The following is a 17,909-nucleotide window of genomic DNA, read 5'->3' as shown; positions in this document are numbered from 1 at the left end:
CACGCAGACGCACGCCCAGAGACGCGAGCTGCGCCGCAAGCTGTGCGCCGTCCGTGGACGACTCCGCAGCATTTCCCCATTGCCAGGATTTCATGCTTCCTCCCGCCAGATCAACGACGCCATGCGCCCAGATTGTCCATCCCGACGATAGGAGAAGAAGAGTTGCTCCTCGCTATGCGTGCAGTGCTCTCCGCCCCAGATCGCCGTCACCCCAAGTGCTGCCAGGCGCTGCCGTGCCAGCAAATAGAGATCGGCAAGGTAGCCATCTCCCTGGGGCCGAAAGGCCAGCTCTGCCTGCGGCGAATGCGCCAGAAAGGCGGCGCGAACCTCGGCGCCGACCACATAGCGCTGTGCCCCGATTGCCGGGCCCAAGTATAGCAAAATTTCGCCGGGTGCCACCCGCATAGCGCGGATTCCCGCCTCCAGAATCCCTGCCGCGAGACCTCGCCAGCCGGCATGGAAGGCGGCAATCACCTGGCCATCGCGGGAGACGGCCAGTACCGGTAGGCAGTCGGCAGTGAGAATGGAAAGCACGGCCCCTGGACTGCGCGCGACGGCGCCATCTGCCGGCGGCACTCGCCCAAAGCCAGCCTTGACCTCCCAGCGCGCAATCTCCGTCCCATGCACCTGCTGCAACCACAGCGGTTCGCGGGGCAGGTCCAGGCATTGGCGCAGTAGCTGGCGGTTGGCCGCGACGGCAGCGCTGTCGTCCCCGACATGGTCAGCAAGATTGAAGGAATCCCAGGGGGCGCGACTGGAACCGCCCTGACGGGTGCTGATGGCAGCGCGGACACCCCTTGGCAACGGCCAATCGAGGGAAAGGAAGGTGGGCTCAGGAGGCAAGGCGGCGCAGCATCGTCAGCAATTCCTCCATATCGCTGGGCAAGGGACTCTCCCAGGCACAGAGTGCACCATTGCGCGGATGTTCCAGCTCCAGACGCCAGGCATGCAAGGCTTGCCGGCGGAAGGCCCGCCAAGTACCCAAAGCGGCGGCATCGAGCCCTGGCGGGACGATAGCGCGGCCACCATACACCGGATCGCCGACCAGGGGATGACCGATGTGGCGCATGTGCAGGCGAATCTGGTGTGTGCGGCCAGTGGCCAGACGCAGGCGCAAGAGGGTATGGCGTGGAAAGCGTTCGAGCAGACGGTAGTCGGTGCGAGCAAAGCGACCGTCGCTGCGCACGGCCATGCGCAGCCGGTCGTGACTGTGGCGGCCAATCGGTGCTTCCACCCGCCCACCGCCGGTCATAGCGCCCTGCACCAGGGCGATATATTCCCGATGCATGCTGCGCTCGGCCAGCTGTTCCGTGAGATCCTGGCGGGCGTGTTCGGTCTTGGCCACCACCAGCAAACCGCTGGTGTCTTTATCGAGGCGATGCACGATACCGGCGCGCGGGAGCTTGCTGTTGTCCGGGCAATGGGCAAGTACGGCGTTGGCGAGGGTCCCGCCCGGGTGCCCGGCGCCTGGATGGGTGAGCATGCCAGCGACCTTGTCAAGCACGAGGATCTCCTCGTCTTCATGGACGACTTGCAACGGCAGATTTTCTGCCGCCCAGTGCTCAGGTTCCCGCGGCGACAGGCGCAGTTGCACAGCCTCGCCACCCTGTACCCGGTGGCTGGGACGCAGATTCTCGCCGTTGACGACAATCTCCCCCGCCCCCAGTAATTCCTGGATACGACTGCGGCTGAGATCCGGCAACAGTTCCGCGAGTAGACTATCGAGGCGCTCCCCCGCCCGCTCCTCTGGCAAAACCAGTGCAATTTCCGTAGTATCGCTGCTCATGGCCCGTCACTATAGATCATTGTTCGACATGCGCAAGCGCTCCCTCGCCGTTATGGCAGTCCTGACCCTGGCCGCTGCTGGCTGTGCCTCGGACAAGCCCAAAGACCATCTGCTAAATTCCCATGAGGCAGCCGCTGTCATGTATCAGAAGGGCAAAAACGCCCAGAATCGCGGCGATTACGGTATGGCAGTCCGCGATTATCAGGACCTGGAGGCCATGTACCCCTATGGTCCCTATGCTGAACAGGCGCAGTTGAATACCGCCTATAGCTATTATCAGCAGGGCGATTCCAAGGCGGCGGCGGCAGCAGCCGAACGCTTCATCAAGCTGCACCCGGTCAACCCCCACGTAGACTACGCCTGGTATCTGAAAGGCATCTCTCAGTACCAGGAAATCGAAGGGGCAAACTGGAACCCGGTGCCCCTGCATCAAGCCTTCGACACCTTCGAGACCCTGGTCAAACGCTGGCCGAAGAGTGCCTACGCCGCCGATGCCCGCCTGCGCATGGAGAAGATCATCGACCTGCTGGGCAAGCGCAACCTCGACATCTGCAAGTTCTATTACGTGCGCGACGCCTATGTGGCGTCCGCCAACCGCTGCGCCCAGGTGGTGACCAAATACCAGTTGAGCCCAGCCCGCGAAGAGGCGCTCTACTACCTCTATCTATCCTACAAGCACCTAGACTTGGCAAAGCTGGCACAGAATACCGCGGCCATCCTGCGCTACAACTATCCCCAGGGAAAATATACGCAAAAGCTCGGCTGAGGCGCGCGGCTCAGACGGCCTCGTCGCCCTCTTCCCCGGTACGGATGCGGATGATGCGCGAGACTTCACTGACGAAGACCTTGCCATCGCCGATCTTGCCCGTGCGTGCTGCCTCGACGATGGCATCAACGGCGCGGTCGACCAGGACATCGGGGACCACCACCTCCATCTTCAGTTTGGGCAGAAAATCGACCACATATTCGGCACCGCGGTAGAGTTCGGTGTGCCCCTTCTGCCGGCCAAAGCCCTTGACCTCGGTCACCGTCATGCCGGCAATCCCCATTTCCTGCAGGGCATCCCGCACATCATCCAACTTGAAAGGCTTGACGATCGCTTCAATCTTTTTCATCTTTTCTCCTGTAGACAATCCGGGTCCCAAGGATGGAAGCCGTTGCTGATAGGGTAGCGGCGGTCCTTGCCAAATGCCAGAGGGCTGATGCGTACCCCCGGCGCCGCCTGGCGCCTCTTGTATTCGGCACGATCGATCAGGCGCAGGGTGCGCTCCACCGTGGCGGCGGGAAATCCGCGCGCGATGATCTCCGTACGCCCCTCCCCCCGCTCGATATAGGCGTGGATGATCGCGTCGAGGACGCCGTAGGGCGGCAGGCTGTCCTGGTCGGTTTGGTCTGGCGCCAGCTCGGCTGAGGGCGCTCGTTCGAGAACACGTGGCGGGATTACCTCGCCTTGCCCGTTGCGATAGCGCGCCAGCTCATAGACCAGGGTCTTGGGACAATCCTTGATCAGGGCAAAGCCACCGGCCATGTCGCCGTAGAGGGTGGCATAGCCCACCGCCATTTCGCTCTTGTTGCCGGTGCTGAGCAAGAGCTGACCGAATTTATTGGAATAGGCCATGAGCAGGGCGCCGCGGATGCGCGCCTGGAGATTTTCCTCGGTCACATCGGCGGCACGCCCGGCAAAGACCGGCGCCAGGGTTTCGAGATAGGCATCGAAGAGCCCGTCGATGGGGATGATGTCGTAGCCCACCCCAAGCTTCCTGGCCTCTGCCTCGGCATCTTCGATACTCATTGCAGCGGTGTAGCGGGATGGCAAAATCAGGGCGTGTACCCGTTCCGCGCCCAGGGCATCGGCGGCGAGCGCCAGCGTCAGGGCGCTGTCGATACCGCCGGACAACCCCAGCACCACGCTAGAAAAGCCATTTTTCTGCACATAGTCGCGCAGCCCGATCTGCAGCGCCGTATAGACCTCGGCAACGGGGGAGAGCTCCGGCGCCACGGGTCCACCCTGCCACTGTTTGCTCGAGACTTCGACCTCGAGCATGAGGAGTTCGCTGGCAAAGGCAGGGGCGCGGGCGATCACCTGGCCTCGCGTATCGACGGCAAAGGAAGCGCCATCAAAGACCAGTTCGTCCTGCCCACCCACCAGATTCGCATAGAGAACAGCGGCACCGGCTTCCCGCGCGCGCCGCGCAGCAACCCTCTCCCGTTCTGCCTGTTTGGCGCGATGAAAGGGCGACGCATTGAGCACTATTACAGCATCGGCAGTGCTAGGCTCGGAGAGCAACGGCAGCTCGTTACACCAAAGATCTTCACAGATGCGCAGGGCCACGCGCAGCCCTTCCAGGGTAAAGATCAGCTCGTCGTCGCCGGGGTGGAAATAGCGCTTTTCATCGAACACCTGATAGTTGGGTAGACAATGTTTGGCGTAACTGCCCTCGATCCGCCCGCCGCGCAAGAGACTTGCCGCGTTGTACAAGCGTCCGTCCCGGCGCAAGGGATGACCGACGAGCAGCGGCAGAGGACAATCCCGCGCGAGCGTCTCCAAGGCTTGTGCGCAACAGTCGAGAAAGTCATTACGCAGCAATAAATCTTCTGGAGGGTAGCCGGAGACTACCAGCTCCGGCGCAACCAATAGCGCCGCCCCCTGCGCTTGCGCTTCTCGGGCCAGTTGCAGGAGCAGCGCCGCATTGCCCGCCACGTCCCCAACGCGGGGATTGCATTGAGCCAGGGCAATGCGCATGCTTCAGACGCCGAGCAGGGCTGCGGCCTGGTTACCCAGATCCGCTGGCGAGGACACGCAGTGCACCCCGGCGGCGCGCAGAATCTCGTACTTTGCGGCTGCCGTGCCCGCGCCACCATCGATGATGGCACCGGCGTGCCCCATGCGTTTTCCCTTGGGTGCCGTTGAGCCGGCAATGAAGGCCACTACCGGCTTCGTCATATTCTGGCGAATGAACTCCGCCGCCTCTTCTTCCAGACGTCCGCCGATCTCTCCCACCATGATCACCAATTCCGTCTGCGCATCGGCCTCAAAGAGACGCAACACCTCGACAAAATCCATACCGATAATGGGATCGCCGCCGATTCCCACACAGCTGCTCTGTCCCAGGCCCAGACGCGTCGTCTGCTCCACCGCCTCGTAGGTCAAGGTACCGGAGCGCGAGACGATGCCCACCCGCCCGGGGAGATGGATCGAGCCGGGCATGATGCCGATCTTGGCCTGCCCCGGGGTGATAACTCCCGGGCAATTCGGGCCGATCAGACGGACGTGCGGATGCTTGGCGAGATACTGCTTGACGAGCAGCATGTCATGCACCGGAATGCCCTCGGTGATGCAAACGATCAGTTCGATCCCGGCTGCCGCTGCTTCGATGATGGCATCGGCAGCGAAGGGCGAAGGCACATAGATCACCGTCGCCTCGGCCCCGGTCGCAGCTGCCGCCTGCGCCACGGTGTCAAAGACCGGCAGACCCAGATGCTCGCTGCCCCCCTTGCCCGGCGTCACGCCGCCCACCATGCGCGTACCGTAGGCGATGGCCTGTTCCGAGTGGAAGGTACCCTGCTTACCAGTAAAGCCCTGGCAGATGACGCGGGTATCGTGGCGAAGAAGAATGCTCATGAGTGAATCCCGAAATAGAGTAGCAAGGCGATGATGATCAACTCGCCGATAACCAGAAAGAGGAGCAGGGGTCGGCGCCGAGGCAGCCCACGTTGCTCAATGAGCGCCCGCAATTCTGCAACTTCGCGGCGTAGGGCATGCAGATCATCGGCCTGGGCCAGATCCTTGAGGCGCTCTTCGAGGACCTGATCGACAATGACCGCCGTTCCTGCCAGGTTTTCTGCCGTTTTGCGATCCGCGCCACGTTTGACATAGGTTTCCGCCAGACGCGAGATCAGCGGCCCGGAGTGCCGCAGCAGGGGCCAGAGCTTCTGCAACCAGACGACATTGATGTCCACATCAAGCCTGGGCGGCCTCTACCGCCTTGCACGCCGCATCGGTCAAGCCCTCGGCGACGATCATGCGCAGCCCGCTCTCCCGCAGCATCGCCATCCCCTCCTCCTTCTTGGTGCCTTCCAGACGCACCACCACCGGCAAGTGGATACCCACCTCGCTGGCGGCCTGGATGATACCCTGGGCGAGAAGATCGCAGCGAGTGATGCCGCCAAAAATATTGACCAGGATGGCCTTTACCCGCTGGTCGGAGAGGATAAGTTTGAAGGCCTGGGTCACCTTGTCGGCGGCCGCCCCCCCACCAACATCGAGGAAATTGGCCGGTTCCCCGCCATGCAGCTTGATCAGATCCATGGTAGCCATGGCCAGCCCTGCGCCATTGACCATGCAACCGATATTGCCATCGAGGGAGATGTAATTCAGACCAAACTGCCGCGCCGTGATCTCCCGCGGGTCCTGCTGAGTGGAATCAAAAAGTTCATCGGACTCGGGGTGGCGGTAAAGGGCGTTATCGTCCATCACCACCTTGGCATCCAACGCGAGAACCTTGCCCTCTTGCGTCAGGGCCAGCGGGTTGACCTCCACCATCTGCGCATCCAGCCGCCGCGCCAGTTGGTACATGCCCTGCATGACCTTGACCAATTGTTGCACCGCCGCCGCCGGCAAACCCCAGGCAAAGCCCAGGTCCCGCGCCTGGTAGGGCAGGAAGCCGATACCGGGATCAAGGACGATGCGCTGGATTGCCTCGGGACGCGTTGCTGCCAGCGTTTCGATCTCCATACCTCCCTCGGCCGAGGCGATGAAGGTCAGGCGTGCTGCCGCCCGATCCACCAGCAAGGCAAGATAGAATTCGCGCGCAATCTGACTGGGTTCCTCGATGAGCAGAGCGGCGACATGCTGCCCTTCCGGGCCAGTCTGGACCGTCACCAGGCGTTTTCCCAACAAGGACTGGGCCGCCGCCTCCACTTCCGCGATGCTGTGTACCCGCTGCACACCACCGGCCTTGCCCCGGCCACCGGCGTGCACTTGTGCCTTCAGCACCCAGTCACCACCACCCAGGGCGCGGGCCTGATTGACGGCTTCCTTGACGGAAAACGCCGGTATCCCTTTGGGTACCGGCACCCCTTCTTCAGCCAGCAGACGCTTGGCCTGATATTCATGCAGATTCAATGGGTCATGCCTCAATGCGACGACAGAGCGCCGCGGTGAATTCGCTGGTGGACAGCCCCGCCTGGCCCTGCAGACTGGCGAGGTCACCGGTCACTTCTCCTGCGGCAATACCACCTTCCATTGCCGCCGTGATGACTTGCGCCGCCTCCGTCCAGCCGAGATGCTCCAGGAGCATCACCCCGGAAAGAATCAGCGAGCTGGGATTGGCCTTGCCCTGCCCGGCGATATCGGGTGCGGTACCATGGGTGGCCTCGAAGATGGCGTGGGTATCGGAGAGATTGGCCCCGGGCGCCATGCCAATCCCCCCCACCTCCGCTGCCAGGGCATCGGAGATATAGTCGCCGTTGAGATTCAAGGTGGCGACCACGTCATAATCCTGTGGGCGCAGGAGGATCTGCTGCAGGAAATTGTCGGCGATGACATCCTTGATGATCAGCTTGCCGGCTGCCAGCGCCGCCCCTTCCGCGGCCATGGCGGCGTCCTTGCCCTCGGCCTTGGCGATGGCCGCTTTCTGCCTCCCGGTGAATACCTGGTCGGCGAACTCCCGCTCGGCCAGGGCATAGCCCCAATCGCGGAAGCCACCTTCGGTGAATTTCATGATGTTGCCCTTGTGCACCAGGGTCACCGACTTGCGCCCATGTTGCAGGGCATAGGCGATGGCGCGGCGAATGAGGCGCTCCGATCCCGCCTGCGATACCGGCTTGATGCCAATGGCCGAACTCTCCGGGAAGCGAATCTTTTTGACCCCCATCTCGTTTCGCAGAAAGGCGATGACCTTGGCCACTTCGGAGCTTCCTGCGGCCCACTCGATACCGGCGTAGATGTCTTCCGAGTTTTCCCGGAAGATCACCATGTCGACATCTTCCGGACGCTTCATCGGGCTCGGCGTGCCGGCAAAATAGCGCACCGGCCGCTGACAGACATAGAGATCGAGATCCTGACGCAGGGCGACGTTGAGACTGCGGATGCCACCGCCCACCGGTGTCTCCAACGGGCCCTTGATGGCCACATGGTAGCGCTGAATAGCGGCCATGGTTTCCTCGGGCAGATACACGCCCGCGCCAAATTTCGCGACGGCCTTCTGCCCCGCATAGAGCTCCTGCCAGTCGATACGACGTGCAGCGCCATATACCTTGGCAACGGCAGCATCGAGCACCTGGCGCATGGCCGGCGTGACATCGACCCCAATTCCGTCCCCCTCAATGAAGGGAATGACCGGCTCGTTGGGAACCACGATTTTTCCCTTTTCGTAGCGGATCGCCGTGCCACTCATGCCGTCTTCTCCAATTGCTCACTGGCCCAGGACAAGGCGCCACCCTTGCGAATCAGTTCCAGGTCACGCTCGCTGGCCAACTGCGGCTGTACAGTAATCTCGATGCCCTGACTGAGGTCCTGCAACAGCCGTGTCTGGCCCAGGCCCAAGCCACGGATGTCTAATGCCAGCTCGTCACCGGCCTGCACCTTCTCATAGTCGGCGGCATTGACGAAGGTCAGCGGCAGAATGCCGAAGTTGATCAGGTTGGCGAGGTGGATGCGCGCAAAGGACTGCACCAATACCGCCTTCACCCCCAGATAGCGGGGCGCCAGGGCCGCATGTTCCCGGCTGGAGCCCTGACCATAGTTGTGCCCAGCAACGATGAAGCCGCCGCCGGAACTCTTAGCCCGACTGGGAAAGCTTTCATCGACCACATGAAAGACATACTCCGAAATGGCTGGCAGGTTGGAACGCAGAGGCAGGACCTTGGCCCCTGCCGGCATGATGTGATCGGTGGTGATGTCATCACCCAGGCGAATGAGAACGGAACCGCGAATTTCGTCGGGTGCCGCATGATTCACCGGCAACTTGGCAATATTGGGGCCACGCAGCACCTCCACCTTGTCCGGCTCGCCCGCGGGAGCCACGATCATGCGGTCGTCCACCAGGAACTGCCCAGGCAAATCCACCTGGATGGGCGCCATACCCAGATCGCGGGGGTCGGTGATCACGCCCGTCAGGGCGCAGGCAGCGCAGGTCTCGGGACTGGCGAGGTACACCGAAGCATTCTTGGTGCCAGAACGACCGTAAAAATTGCGGTTGAAGGAGCGGATAGAGACCCCTTCGCTGGGCGGCGCGAAGCCCATACCAATGCAGGGACCGCAAGCCGATTCCAGGATGCGCGCACCAGCGCTAATAAAATTGAGCAGGCCGCCATCCCGGGTAACCATCTCCATGACCTGCCGGGAACCCGGCGAGATTCCCAGACTCACCCCTTCCGCAACCACCTTGTCCTTGAGCATGGCAGACACCGTCATCAGATCAGTATAAGACGAGTTGGTACAGGAACCGATCGCTACCTGCGCCACCGGCGTACCGGCTACCTCGCGCACGGTCTTGACGTTGTCCGGACTATGCGGACAGGCAATCAGCGGCTCCAGGGTATCGAGATCGATCTCCAGGATCTCGTCATAGCTGGCGCCAGCATCCGCCACCCACTCCGACCAATCGGCCTCCCGGCCCTGCGCCTTGAGATAGGCGCGGGTAACCCCATCGCTGGGGAAGACGCTGGTGGTGGCCCCCAGTTCGGCACCCATATTGGTAATGGTGGAACGTGCCGGCACCGACAGACTGGCGACGCCCGGGCCAAAATACTCGAAGACCTTGCCCACGCCGCCCTTAACGGTCTTGCGGCGCAGCACTTCGAGGATGATGTCCTTGGCGCTGACGAAAGGCTGCAGGCGGCCAGTCAGTTTGACGCCGATCACCTGCGGCATGTTGAGATTGAAGGCCAAACCGCCCATGGCCAGGGCGATGTCGAGCCCACCGGCGCCAATGGCGAGCATGCCGGCGCCGCCGGAGGTAGGAGTGTGCGAGTCGGAACCGAGCAGGGTACGCCCCGGCTTGGAGAAGCGTTCCAAGTGCACCTGATGGCAGATACCATTGCCGGGACGGGAGAAATGGATTCCATACTTGGCAGCGAAACTCTGCAGGAAGCGGTGGTCATCGGCGTTCTCGAAGCCAGACTGCAACATATTATGATCGACATAGGATACCGACAGTTCGGTGCGCACCTTTGGCAGTCCCAGCGCCTCGAACTGCAGGTACGCCATGGTACCCGTGGCATCCTGGGTCAGGGTCTGGTCGACGCGGATCGAGATGGGACTGCCGGCCTGCAACTCACCACTAACGAGGTGAGCGGCGATGATTTTCTGCGTGACGTTGTGGGCCATAGCGAAACTCCTTTTCAAGGCGGCAATCCATAAGAAACGATAATGACAAAAGCGGCCGCCTACGCCAAGGGGCAATCATACCCAATCCTGCGCCCGCCGCAGGCGCCGCAAGGTCTCTTCTCGCCCCAACACCGCCAAGGTCTGATCGAGGGGCGGGGAGACGGCGCAGCCCGCAACCGCCACTCGCAGCGGTTGCGCCACCTTGCCCAACTTACCTTCTGCATGTTCTTGCGCCAACGCCTGCAACACCGTATGCACGGCGCCAGCCGTCCAGTCCGTGACCTGCTCCAAGGCGTGCCGCGCCGCCTGCAGCAACGCCCCCTGCCCAGCGAGATGTTTGCTGCGATCCTTTTCCTCTGCCGTTTCCGGTGCCACATAAAACATCTTTGCGGCAGCGGCCATATCCACCAGGGTCTTCGCACGCTCCTGCAAAAGAGGGACGACCTTCGCTAACGCAGGACCAGCGGCGATTGCCGCGTCGTCCAATCCCACCAAATAGGGACGCAGCTGCCGCGCCAGCTCCTCGGCCGACAGGGTCTGCAGATGCTGGGCATTGAGCCATAGCAACTTTTCGGGATTGAAGGCAGAAGCGGCCTTGTGTACCTCCCCGATACGGAAATGCTCGATCATCTCCGCGCGGCTGAAGACTTCCTGATCGCCATGGGACCATCCCAGGCGCACCAGGAAGTTAAGCAGGGCATCCGGGAGAAAACCCTGCTCGCGATATTCCAGCACGCTGACCGCGCCATGGCGCTTGGACAGCTTCTGTTTGTCCGGCCCGAGAATCATTGGCACATGGGCATACTGCGGGACACTGGCACCCAGGGCCTGCAGGATCTGCATCTGCCGCGGGGTATTGTTGAGGTGATCATCACCGCGGATGACCTGGGTGATACCCATATCCCAGTCATCCACGACCACACAGAAATTGTAGGTGGGGGTACCATCCGAGCGGGCAATGACCAAGTCATCCAGCTCGCTATTTTGGAACACCACCCGCCCGTGCACCAGATCCTCGACCACGGTTTCGCCGCTGTCGGGGCTGCGAAAGCGGATGACGGGAGAGACGCCCGGACGGGCCTCCTGACGCTGCCGGCAGCGACCGTCGTAGCGAGGTTTCTCGCCGCGTGCCCGCTGCTCTTCCCGCATGAGATCCAGTTCTTCCTTGCTGCAATAGCAATGGTAGGCGGTACCGGCCGCCAGCATCTGCGCCAGCACCTCGCGATAACGCTCCATCCGCTGCGTCTGATAGAACGGACCTTCGTCCCAATCCAGACCCAACCACTGCATCCCCTCCAGGATGGCGGCGGTGGCTTCGGGCGTCGAGCGTTCGAGGTCCGTATCCTCGATGCGCAAGATGAACTGGCCCTGCTGTTGACGCGCATGCAACCAGGAGAAGAGCGCGGTACGCACTCCACCAATATGCAGGTAACCAGTGGGACTGGGGGCAAAACGGGTACGCACGGTCATCGAGTCTGAATCCTTATCTTGCTTCTGTACGAGTAGCGGGGCCCATCATATCAGGCTTGTACCCTGCGCCACACTGCGCGACAGAATTGCCGCATTTTGCCGGGCATCGATAGGAAATTTTGATAGTCCATAATTAGCATTGACGAGCATCGATGGACCCCCTAGTATCAGCCGCATGGTCCTCGCGGGGATCGTCCCAGCTTTTTGTTTACATTTGCGAAAAATCTGCAGATTTGGTAAGGATGCACAACCGGGGCCTCCTCACCAAAGAAGGAGTAGTATGCGAAAGTCGGTCATCGTCCTATCCACGAGCTGCGCGCTGCTGGGGTCACCACTCACCTGGGCCAGCAACAGCGCGGCCTCCTCACCAGCCAATCATGATCAGCAAGAATCCCTTTCCCAGTTGATCGCCAAACTGCAAAGCAGCAGTCCAGCCCTGCAAGAGCCCAACACGAATGCGCAGGGAGCCGTTCCAGAGACGGTTGGTGACAGCTCGCAGCTCCTGCAGGAATTCCGCAGCCTGCAGCGCAGCGACGTGGAGCTGCAAAGCGCGCAGGAGAGCATCTGGGCCGACCTGGTGGATGGTTTTCGTATCAGCGATGTCTCCCGTCCGCGGGTAGCCAAGTGGCGCAGCTGGTTTTTGCAGCATCAGGGCAAGCTAGAGGAGATCCTCCACAACTCCAGCCCCTTCTTGTACTACGTTGCCAATGCGGTGCACGAACGCGGCCTGCCAATGGAGCTGGCGTTGCTGCCTGCCATCGAGAGCGGCTACAACCCCAAGGCGTATTCTCCGGCAGCCGCAGCGGGGCTTTGGCAGTTCATCCCCGGCACTGCTAGAAACTTCGGTCTACAGAATACCCGCTGGGGCGACCCCCGCCTCAGCCTTACGGCCTCCACCAATGCCGCCCTCGATTATCTCTCCTATCTCTACAATTACTTTGGCGGCAACTGGCTCCTTGCCATCGCCGCCTATAATGCCGGTCAGGGTACCGTCTCGGCGGCCATACAGCAGAATGTGGCAAATGGGCAACCTACCGACTTCTGGGATCTGAACCTGCCAAACCAGACGGAAAACTACGTTGCCGAGTTACTCGGGCTGGCCCAAGTGATTCAGAATGCCCAGGCTTACCACATTGCCCTGCCAAGCATCCCCAACACCGCGCATATCGCCTTGGTGAATACACCGCGGCGGGTCAATTTGCAGGTTGCGGCGCAGTTGATGAACGTTTCCGTGACCGAGCTACAACACCTGAATGCCGGGCTGAGTTACGGGGTGGCGCCAGCCGGTTACTCGCTGGTCGTCCCCAAGGACAAGGCGAAAACCCTGCGCACTGCCCTGCTGCAGATGCCAGAACCGGAAACTCCGACGCCCGCTCCGATAGCGAGTCCAGTGCCAGCCGTCGCCGTACAGACCGCACGGCCTACTCCCGCCGTGCATTACACCTCTGTACGATCTGGCGAAACCCTGTCCCAGATTGCCCTTCGGACTGGCGTTTCCGTGCGTGATCTCGAACACTGGAATCATTTGCGCTCGGGCCGCTTCCTGCAGGTGGGGCAACGACTCATCATCTATGGCGGCAAACCTATGGCCGTCGCCAGCGGGTACGCGCCACGCAGTATCACCGTGCGTCCCGGCGAGAGTCTCTGGCAGCTGGCACAACGCGCCGGAGTCAGCGTAAGCGCCCTGGCCAGCGCCAACGACATGAGCACGCGCAGCATCATCCACCCCGGGCAGAAACTGCGGCTACCTGGCACGCATTTGCAAGAGGCTACCTATACCGTCGCCCAAAGCGGTGGCAGCATTCGCGTGCGACCCGGTGAAACCCTCTGGCAGATTGCCCAACGAGCTGGTGTGAGCGTATCCGCTATCGCATCCTACAACGGTTTGCATAGCAAGAGCATGTTGCATCCCGGACAGGTATTGCGCCTCCCCGCCCGCGGGACGGAGGTGGCTGCGTTGAGTCCGCAGCAAGAACGGTTGGCCAGTGCCCCGCATGCTACCACCTACGTCGTCCGCCCCGGCGACACCGTCTGGCAGATTGCGCAGCAATTTCACGTCTCACCCCACGCCCTGGTGCAGTGGAATCGCCTGGCTTCGGCGAGCGACCTGCAGCCCGGCAAACATCTCACCATTTTCCTGCGTTGACAGGGACACTCGGAGCATCCACAGACTATGGGTTTTTTACAGAGTAAACAGGCTTTGGTAGTCGGCGTTGCCAACGAACGTTCCATTTGCTGGGGCATTGCCCAGGCGCTGGCACGGGAGGGGGCGGAGGTCCTCTTGACCTACCAGAGCGAACGCACCAAAAGCCGGGTGGAAGACCTAGCGGCGCAGATCCAGGCGCCGGCACCCCTGGCCCTGGATCTGATGGACGAGGCGCAGGTACGTACCGTCGTCGACGACCTGCAGCAACGTTGGGGAGGCGTGGATATCGCCATCCATGGTGCGGCCTTTGCACCCAAGAACGAGCTGTCCGGAAACTACGCGGACGTCACTACCCGAGAGGGTTTTCGCATTGCCCACGAAGTGTCGTCCTACAGCTTTACCGCCATGGCCCAAGCCCTGCGTCCATTGATGCAGGGACGCCACGGCGCCCTCCTCTCTCTCAGCTATCTGGGCGCCGAACGGGCAATGGCCAATTACAATATCATGGGACTGGCCAAGGCCAGTCTGGAGGCAGGTGTACGCTACTTGGCGTACTCCCTGGGGCCTGAGGGGATTCGGGTAAACGCTATCTCTGCCGGGCCCATCCGCACCCTGGCAGCCAGCGGCATCAGCGAATTTCGCAGCATCCTCGACCACTATGCCGCGCATGCCCCGCTGCGACGCAACGTGACACAAGAGGAAGTCGGTAATGTCGCCGCCTTCCTCTGCTCGGATCTCGCCTCGGGCATCACCGGGGAAATCACCTACGTCGACGCCGGCTACAACATCGTCGGCTTCTAGGCGCGGCGCTTTTCCACCTCGGCCAGCATCGCCTCGAAGGCATTAGAGAAGGCCTCCAAGCCCTCCTTCTGTAACTGGGGGGCGACCTGGCCATCGAGGTCGACCCCAAGAGACGCGAGATCAGCCAGAGTCTGCTCTGCCGCATCGAGGTCATGAGCGATGGTCTGCCCTAACTTTCCATGCTCTCGCAGCTTGGCCAGGGTGGCATCGGGCAGGGTGTTGATGGTCTCTGGCCCAATCAGGGGCTCGACATAGAGCAGATCGGAATAGGCAGGATTTTTGGTGCTGGTGCTGGCCCAAAGCAGATATTGTGGCCGCCCGCCGGCTGCCTTGAGGCGAGAAAAGCCCTGACCGTGGAAGGTCTCCCGATACAGCGCATAGGCTTTCTTGGCCAGCGCCACTGCGGTTTTGCCCCGCAGCCGCAATGCCTCTTCCGTACCAATTTTTTCCAGCTGCTGATCCACCAGCGTATCGACGCGCGACAGGAAAAGGCTGGCGACGGCCTTCACCCGTCCAGGCTCACCGCCGGCATCGATCCATGCCACCAGACCTTCCTGGTAGGCAGCGAATACCTCGCGCACGTGCCGCAGGCCAAACATCAGCGTCACATTCACAGAAATGCCGCGACTGATGAGGGTGCGCAGCGCAGCGATGCCTGCGGGGGTAGCGGGAACCTTGATCAGGAGATTTTCGCGCTGGACGATGCTGCGTAAACGCTCCGCCTCGACAACGGTGGCAGCCTCGTCCATCGCCAGCCGGGGGGACTCTTCCCAACTCACCCAACCATCATCCCCTTGGGTAGCCACATGGGTGGCCTGCAGCAGATCGCAGGCCATTTGCAGATCGACCTTTACCATCTCTTCATAAAGGCGCTCCGCCGACTCCGCCGGACGCGCCAAATCTTCTTGATAATATGGGCTCTCGTGAATGGCCTTCTGGAAAATGCTGGGATTGGAGGTCACCCCGGAAACACCGTCCTCGGCAATGTAACGGGCAAGAATGCCGTCGTGAATCAGAGTACGAGAGAGATTGTCGAGCCACAGACTCTGCCCCAAGCGTGCATGCACTTCGCGTAAATCAGCCATTACCTTTCTCCTTGCGGACCACTATGCCTACCAGTCTAGCGCAGAAACCGATTCGACAACGGATTGCGGATGACACTGAATTGCCGCGCGGCCACCCTCGGCGACGAGCTCCGGCAGGCCTTCCCACTGTTCGCGCCGCGACAGGGCACGCAACAACATCGGTAGATTCAGCCCATAAATCACCCGTGCCCAGGGGTTAGTCCAAGTCTTGGGCAGGGCGTTGGCGGGGCTGGCACCGAGAATATCACAGAGAATCAGCAGCGGACGGTCCGGCCCGGCGGCATCGATCAGCTCCTGCAGGCGAGCACGCAGGGGCGCAAGATCATCGCCAGCAGGGGACAGGGAAAGCAAGGCCGCGGGACGATCGCCATAGATGTGTTCGACCACTGCCAGCAGCGCCTCGCCAAGACCGGCATGGGTAAGCAAAGCCACCTGCACCAGGCTCAAGAATAGCGCTCCTGAATATCGAGCTCGCGATGCTCGACCAAGACCTCCTGCCCATCCCGCGCTAGGGATCGCGCCAAGGATTCGACCATGTAGACGCTACGATGTTTGCCACCGGTACAGCCCAGGGAAATGGTGACATAATTTCGGTGGTCGCGAGCAAAAGGCGGTAGCCACTCCTGCAAAAAGGCCTCCAGACTGCTGCGCGCCCTCTGCACGGCATCCTGATGGTCAAGGAATTCCCGCACAGCGGCGTCGCGCCCGGTCAAAGACCGCAGTTCGGGCTCGTAATGGGGATTGGGCAAGGCGCGCAGGTCGAAGACAAAATCGGAATCGGCAGGTACCCCGTTGCGGAAAGCAAAAGACTGCAGCAGCAAGATCAGACCCTGCACCCGCGCCACCTGAGCCCAGGCCTGCACACGCAGCCGCAAGGAGTGACTGCGAACCTGCGAGGTATCCAGCACACGATCGGCCAGGCGCGCCAAGGGAGCCAGAAGGATGCGCTCGCGCGACAAGACCTGATGCAGCGCGGCTCCTGGGGCTGCTTCCTGATCACTGAGGGGGTGGCGGCGCCGGGTCTCACTGTACCGGCGTAACAGCGTTTCTTCATCCGCATCGAGAAAGAGTATACGCGGTTGCAGACCGCATTCCTGCGATATCTGCTGTAATGCCTCGGGCAATGCGTCGAGAAAGGTGCGATTGCGCACATCGATACTCACGGCAACCCGCGGCGGAGCCAATTGGTGGTGCGCCAATTCCTGCAACAAGGAACCCAGGAGGGTGGCGGGCAGATTGTCTACACAAAAGTAGCCAAGGTCTTCGAGTGCCTGCAAGACGGTCGTCTTACCGGAACCGGACAGCCCCGTAATGATGACAAAATCACCAGCGGCGCTCACAGCTTGTGGCCTACCGCACGGGTTTGTTGATCAAAAAGCGCCAACATATCCACACCGGCTTCACGCAGGTACTGCGCTCGTGCTGCCGCCTCCACGAGTACCGCAAGATTGCGTGCAGCACTGACGGGCAGGCGCAAGCGTGGAAAGGGCACTCCGAGAATGTCCCAGTGGTCTACCTGGCCCTGCAAACGATCGACGTCGGCCAGTTCCATTTCCGCCATATCACGAATCTCGACCACCAAGCGCAGTCGCTTGGAATCGATCACGGAAGAGGCACCGAAAAGATGGCGAATATTGATGATCCCCAGCCCACGCACCTCCATGAAATCCTGCAGGGCTGCGGGGCAATGGCCAGTGACCACCCCCGGCGCTTCGCGAATGCACAGCACGCTGTCGTCGGCGATCAGGCGGTGATGGCGACTCACCAACTCCAGGGCCAGCTCGGACTTGCCAATGCCGGCCTCCCCCTGAATGAGGATTCCCACCCCGAGCACGTCAACCAACACCCCATGCAGCAGACAGCGCGGCGCCAGCTCGCGTTGCAGATATTGCTGCACGCGCACCAAGATCCGCCGGGCGGGAAGCGCCGAGACGAGGATACTCACCCCTTCGTCCATCAAGCTCGCCAGCCAATCCGAAGCTGGCTGTACCCCTTCCGCCAGAACGAGGATGCGCAATCGCTGCACGTGATAGATCTGCTCGGGATGACTATGCAGGTAGTCCAGCTCTGCCTGCCCCAAGATCTGCACCGGGTGCGAGCGAATGAAGCTGAGAAATCCCACTAGCGCCGCACCATCACTACTGTGCTGCGAGTCCACACGCAGCAGCGTTTGCGCAGCCGCATGCAGGATCGTCCAGCCAAGTTCAGTAGCCAGGTCGGAAGCCATCTGGGAAAAACTGACGCTGCGATCCATACCGTCCAACCCCATGCAAACGGCGCGAACATCGC

At 61.5% G+C, this 17,909-nt stretch carries 17 protein-coding genes; 3 read left to right on the top strand and 14 right to left on the bottom strand.

Going from position 1 to position 17,909, the window contains the following annotated elements; all coding sequences use genetic code 11:
* Nucleotides 1-90: 90 nt before the first annotated feature.
* Together pgeF and rluD are read right to left on the bottom strand one after the other, a co-directional pair.
* Nucleotides 91-843, bottom strand: a complete 753-nt coding sequence (gene pgeF, locus AC2VNM_RS10070) for a peptidoglycan editing factor PgeF (RefSeq protein ID WP_483166526.1) — start codon at nt 841-843, stop codon at nt 91-93.
* Nucleotides 833-1,786, bottom strand: coding sequence for a 23S rRNA pseudouridine(1911/1915/1917) synthase RluD (rluD, locus tag AC2VNM_RS10065; RefSeq protein ID WP_483166525.1), 954 nt, complete (start codon nt 1,784-1,786; stop codon nt 833-835). The genes pgeF and rluD overlap by 11 nt, the downstream gene beginning before the upstream one ends.
* Before the next feature lie 28 nt (nt 1,787-1,814).
* Here rluD and AC2VNM_RS10060 point away from each other — a divergent pair, with 28 nt between their 5' ends.
* Nucleotides 1,815-2,552, top strand: a complete 738-nt coding sequence (locus tag AC2VNM_RS10060; RefSeq protein WP_483189426.1) for an outer membrane protein assembly factor BamD — start codon at nt 1,815-1,817, stop codon at nt 2,550-2,552.
* A 10-nt stretch (nt 2,553-2,562) separates the two neighbouring features.
* On the opposite strand, the gene AC2VNM_RS10055 is transcribed toward AC2VNM_RS10060, so the two are convergent.
* From AC2VNM_RS10055 to gltX, 8 genes are all read right to left on the bottom strand, one after another.
* The gene (locus AC2VNM_RS10055; protein ID WP_483166523.1) at nt 2,563-2,901 is read right to left on the bottom strand and encodes a P-II family nitrogen regulator; all 339 of its coding nucleotides are present in this window, start codon (nt 2,899-2,901) and stop codon (nt 2,563-2,565) included.
* On the bottom strand, nt 2,898-4,529 hold the full coding sequence (locus tag AC2VNM_RS10050) for an NAD+ synthase (protein ID WP_483166522.1): 1,632 nt from the start codon (nt 4,527-4,529) through the stop codon (nt 2,898-2,900). Before AC2VNM_RS10050 ends, AC2VNM_RS10055 begins: the two co-directional genes overlap by 4 nt.
* A gap of 3 nt (nt 4,530-4,532) precedes the next feature.
* Entirely contained in the window at nt 4,533-5,408 is an 876-nt protein-coding gene (gene sucD, locus AC2VNM_RS10045) for a succinate--CoA ligase subunit alpha (protein WP_483166521.1), read from the bottom strand.
* On the bottom strand, nt 5,405-5,746 hold the full coding sequence (locus tag AC2VNM_RS10040) for a hypothetical protein (RefSeq protein ID WP_308387693.1): 342 nt from the start codon (nt 5,744-5,746) through the stop codon (nt 5,405-5,407). The genes sucD and AC2VNM_RS10040 overlap by 4 nt, the downstream gene beginning before the upstream one ends.
* 1 nt (nt 5,747) lies before the next feature.
* Entirely contained in the window at nt 5,748-6,911 is a 1,164-nt protein-coding gene (gene sucC, locus AC2VNM_RS10035) for an ADP-forming succinate--CoA ligase subunit beta (RefSeq protein WP_483166520.1), read from the bottom strand.
* Between the two features lie 4 nt (nt 6,912-6,915).
* Complete coding sequence (gene icd, locus AC2VNM_RS10030; RefSeq protein WP_483166519.1) at nt 6,916-8,184, bottom strand: NADP-dependent isocitrate dehydrogenase; 1,269 nt, start codon at nt 8,182-8,184, stop codon at nt 6,916-6,918.
* Nucleotides 8,181-10,118: an aconitate hydratase gene (locus AC2VNM_RS10025; RefSeq protein ID WP_483166518.1), complete on the bottom strand. Its 1,938-nt coding sequence runs from the start codon at nt 10,116-10,118 to the stop codon at nt 8,181-8,183. The genes icd and AC2VNM_RS10025 overlap by 4 nt, the downstream gene beginning before the upstream one ends.
* Before the next feature lie 75 nt (nt 10,119-10,193).
* Nucleotides 10,194-11,588, bottom strand: coding sequence for a glutamate--tRNA ligase (gltX, locus tag AC2VNM_RS10020; protein ID WP_483166517.1), 1,395 nt, complete (start codon nt 11,586-11,588; stop codon nt 10,194-10,196).
* Between the two features lie 280 nt (nt 11,589-11,868).
* On the opposite strand from gltX, the gene AC2VNM_RS10015 reads away from it, so the two are divergent.
* Entirely contained in the window at nt 11,869-13,734 is a 1,866-nt protein-coding gene (locus tag AC2VNM_RS10015; RefSeq protein ID WP_483166516.1) for a LysM peptidoglycan-binding domain-containing protein, read from the top strand.
* 27 nt (nt 13,735-13,761) lie between these two features.
* Entirely contained in the window at nt 13,762-14,535 is a 774-nt protein-coding gene (locus AC2VNM_RS10010; RefSeq protein WP_483166515.1) for an enoyl-ACP reductase FabI, read from the top strand.
* Here the strand turns inward: AC2VNM_RS10010 and tal are convergent.
* The 4 genes from tal to hprK are packed head-to-tail and all read right to left on the bottom strand — an operon-like array spanning nt 14,532 to nt 17,874.
* Nucleotides 14,532-15,620 (bottom strand): transaldolase, encoded by a 1,089-nt coding sequence (gene tal / locus AC2VNM_RS10005; RefSeq protein WP_483166514.1) that lies wholly within the window; start codon nt 15,618-15,620, stop codon nt 14,532-14,534. The genes AC2VNM_RS10010 and tal overlap by 4 nt on opposite strands.
* A 27-nt stretch (nt 15,621-15,647) precedes the next feature.
* The gene (locus AC2VNM_RS10000; protein WP_483166545.1) at nt 15,648-16,058 is read right to left on the bottom strand and encodes a PTS sugar transporter subunit IIA; all 411 of its coding nucleotides are present in this window, start codon (nt 16,056-16,058) and stop codon (nt 15,648-15,650) included.
* Between the two features lie 5 nt (nt 16,059-16,063).
* A complete protein-coding gene (gene rapZ, locus AC2VNM_RS09995) occupies nt 16,064-16,960 on the bottom strand; it encodes an RNase adapter RapZ (protein WP_483166513.1) in 897 nt (298 codons plus the stop codon).
* Entirely contained in the window at nt 16,957-17,874 is a 918-nt protein-coding gene (gene hprK / locus AC2VNM_RS09990; protein ID WP_483166512.1) for an HPr(Ser) kinase/phosphatase, read from the bottom strand. The genes rapZ and hprK overlap by 4 nt, the downstream gene beginning before the upstream one ends.
* Between the last annotated feature and the right edge of the window lie 35 nt (nt 17,875-17,909).

It is taken from the genome of Acidithiobacillus sp. TH-A67, assembly GCF_057473545.1.
Note: the sequence above shows the minus strand (reverse complement) of the source record. Positions and strands in the feature narration are given on the sequence as shown.

What these genes read in the sequence shown, in the direction of transcription:
- rluD (WP_483166525.1), bottom strand. Translation starts at nt 1,786, where the DNA reads ATGAGCAGCGATACTACGGAAATTGCACTGGTTTTGCCAGAGGAGCGG.
- AC2VNM_RS10060 (WP_483189426.1), top strand. Translation starts at nt 1,815, where the DNA reads ATGCGCAAGCGCTCCCTCGCCGTTATGGCAGTCCTGACCCTGGCCGCT.
- AC2VNM_RS10055 (WP_483166523.1), bottom strand. Translation starts at nt 2,901, where the DNA reads ATGAAAAAGATTGAAGCGATCGTCAAGCCTTTCAAGTTGGATGATGTG.
- AC2VNM_RS10050 (WP_483166522.1), bottom strand. Translation starts at nt 4,529, where the DNA reads ATGCGCATTGCCCTGGCTCAATGCAATCCCCGCGTTGGGGACGTGGCG.
- sucD (WP_483166521.1), bottom strand. Translation starts at nt 5,408, where the DNA reads ATGAGCATTCTTCTTCGCCACGATACCCGCGTCATCTGCCAGGGCTTT.
- icd (WP_483166519.1), bottom strand. Translation starts at nt 8,184, where the DNA reads ATGAGTGGCACGGCGATCCGCTACGAAAAGGGAAAAATCGTGGTTCCC.
- AC2VNM_RS10025 (WP_483166518.1), bottom strand. Translation starts at nt 10,118, where the DNA reads ATGGCCCACAACGTCACGCAGAAAATCATCGCCGCTCACCTCGTTAGT.
- gltX (WP_483166517.1), bottom strand. Translation starts at nt 11,588, where the DNA reads ATGACCGTGCGTACCCGTTTTGCCCCCAGTCCCACTGGTTACCTGCAT.
- AC2VNM_RS10015 (WP_483166516.1), top strand. Translation starts at nt 11,869, where the DNA reads ATGCGAAAGTCGGTCATCGTCCTATCCACGAGCTGCGCGCTGCTGGGG.
- AC2VNM_RS10010 (WP_483166515.1), top strand. Translation starts at nt 13,762, where the DNA reads ATGGGTTTTTTACAGAGTAAACAGGCTTTGGTAGTCGGCGTTGCCAAC.
- tal (WP_483166514.1), bottom strand. Translation starts at nt 15,620, where the DNA reads ATGGCTGATTTACGCGAAGTGCATGCACGCTTGGGGCAGAGTCTGTGG.
- hprK (WP_483166512.1), bottom strand. Translation starts at nt 17,874, where the DNA reads ATGGATCGCAGCGTCAGTTTTTCCCAGATGGCTTCCGACCTGGCTACT.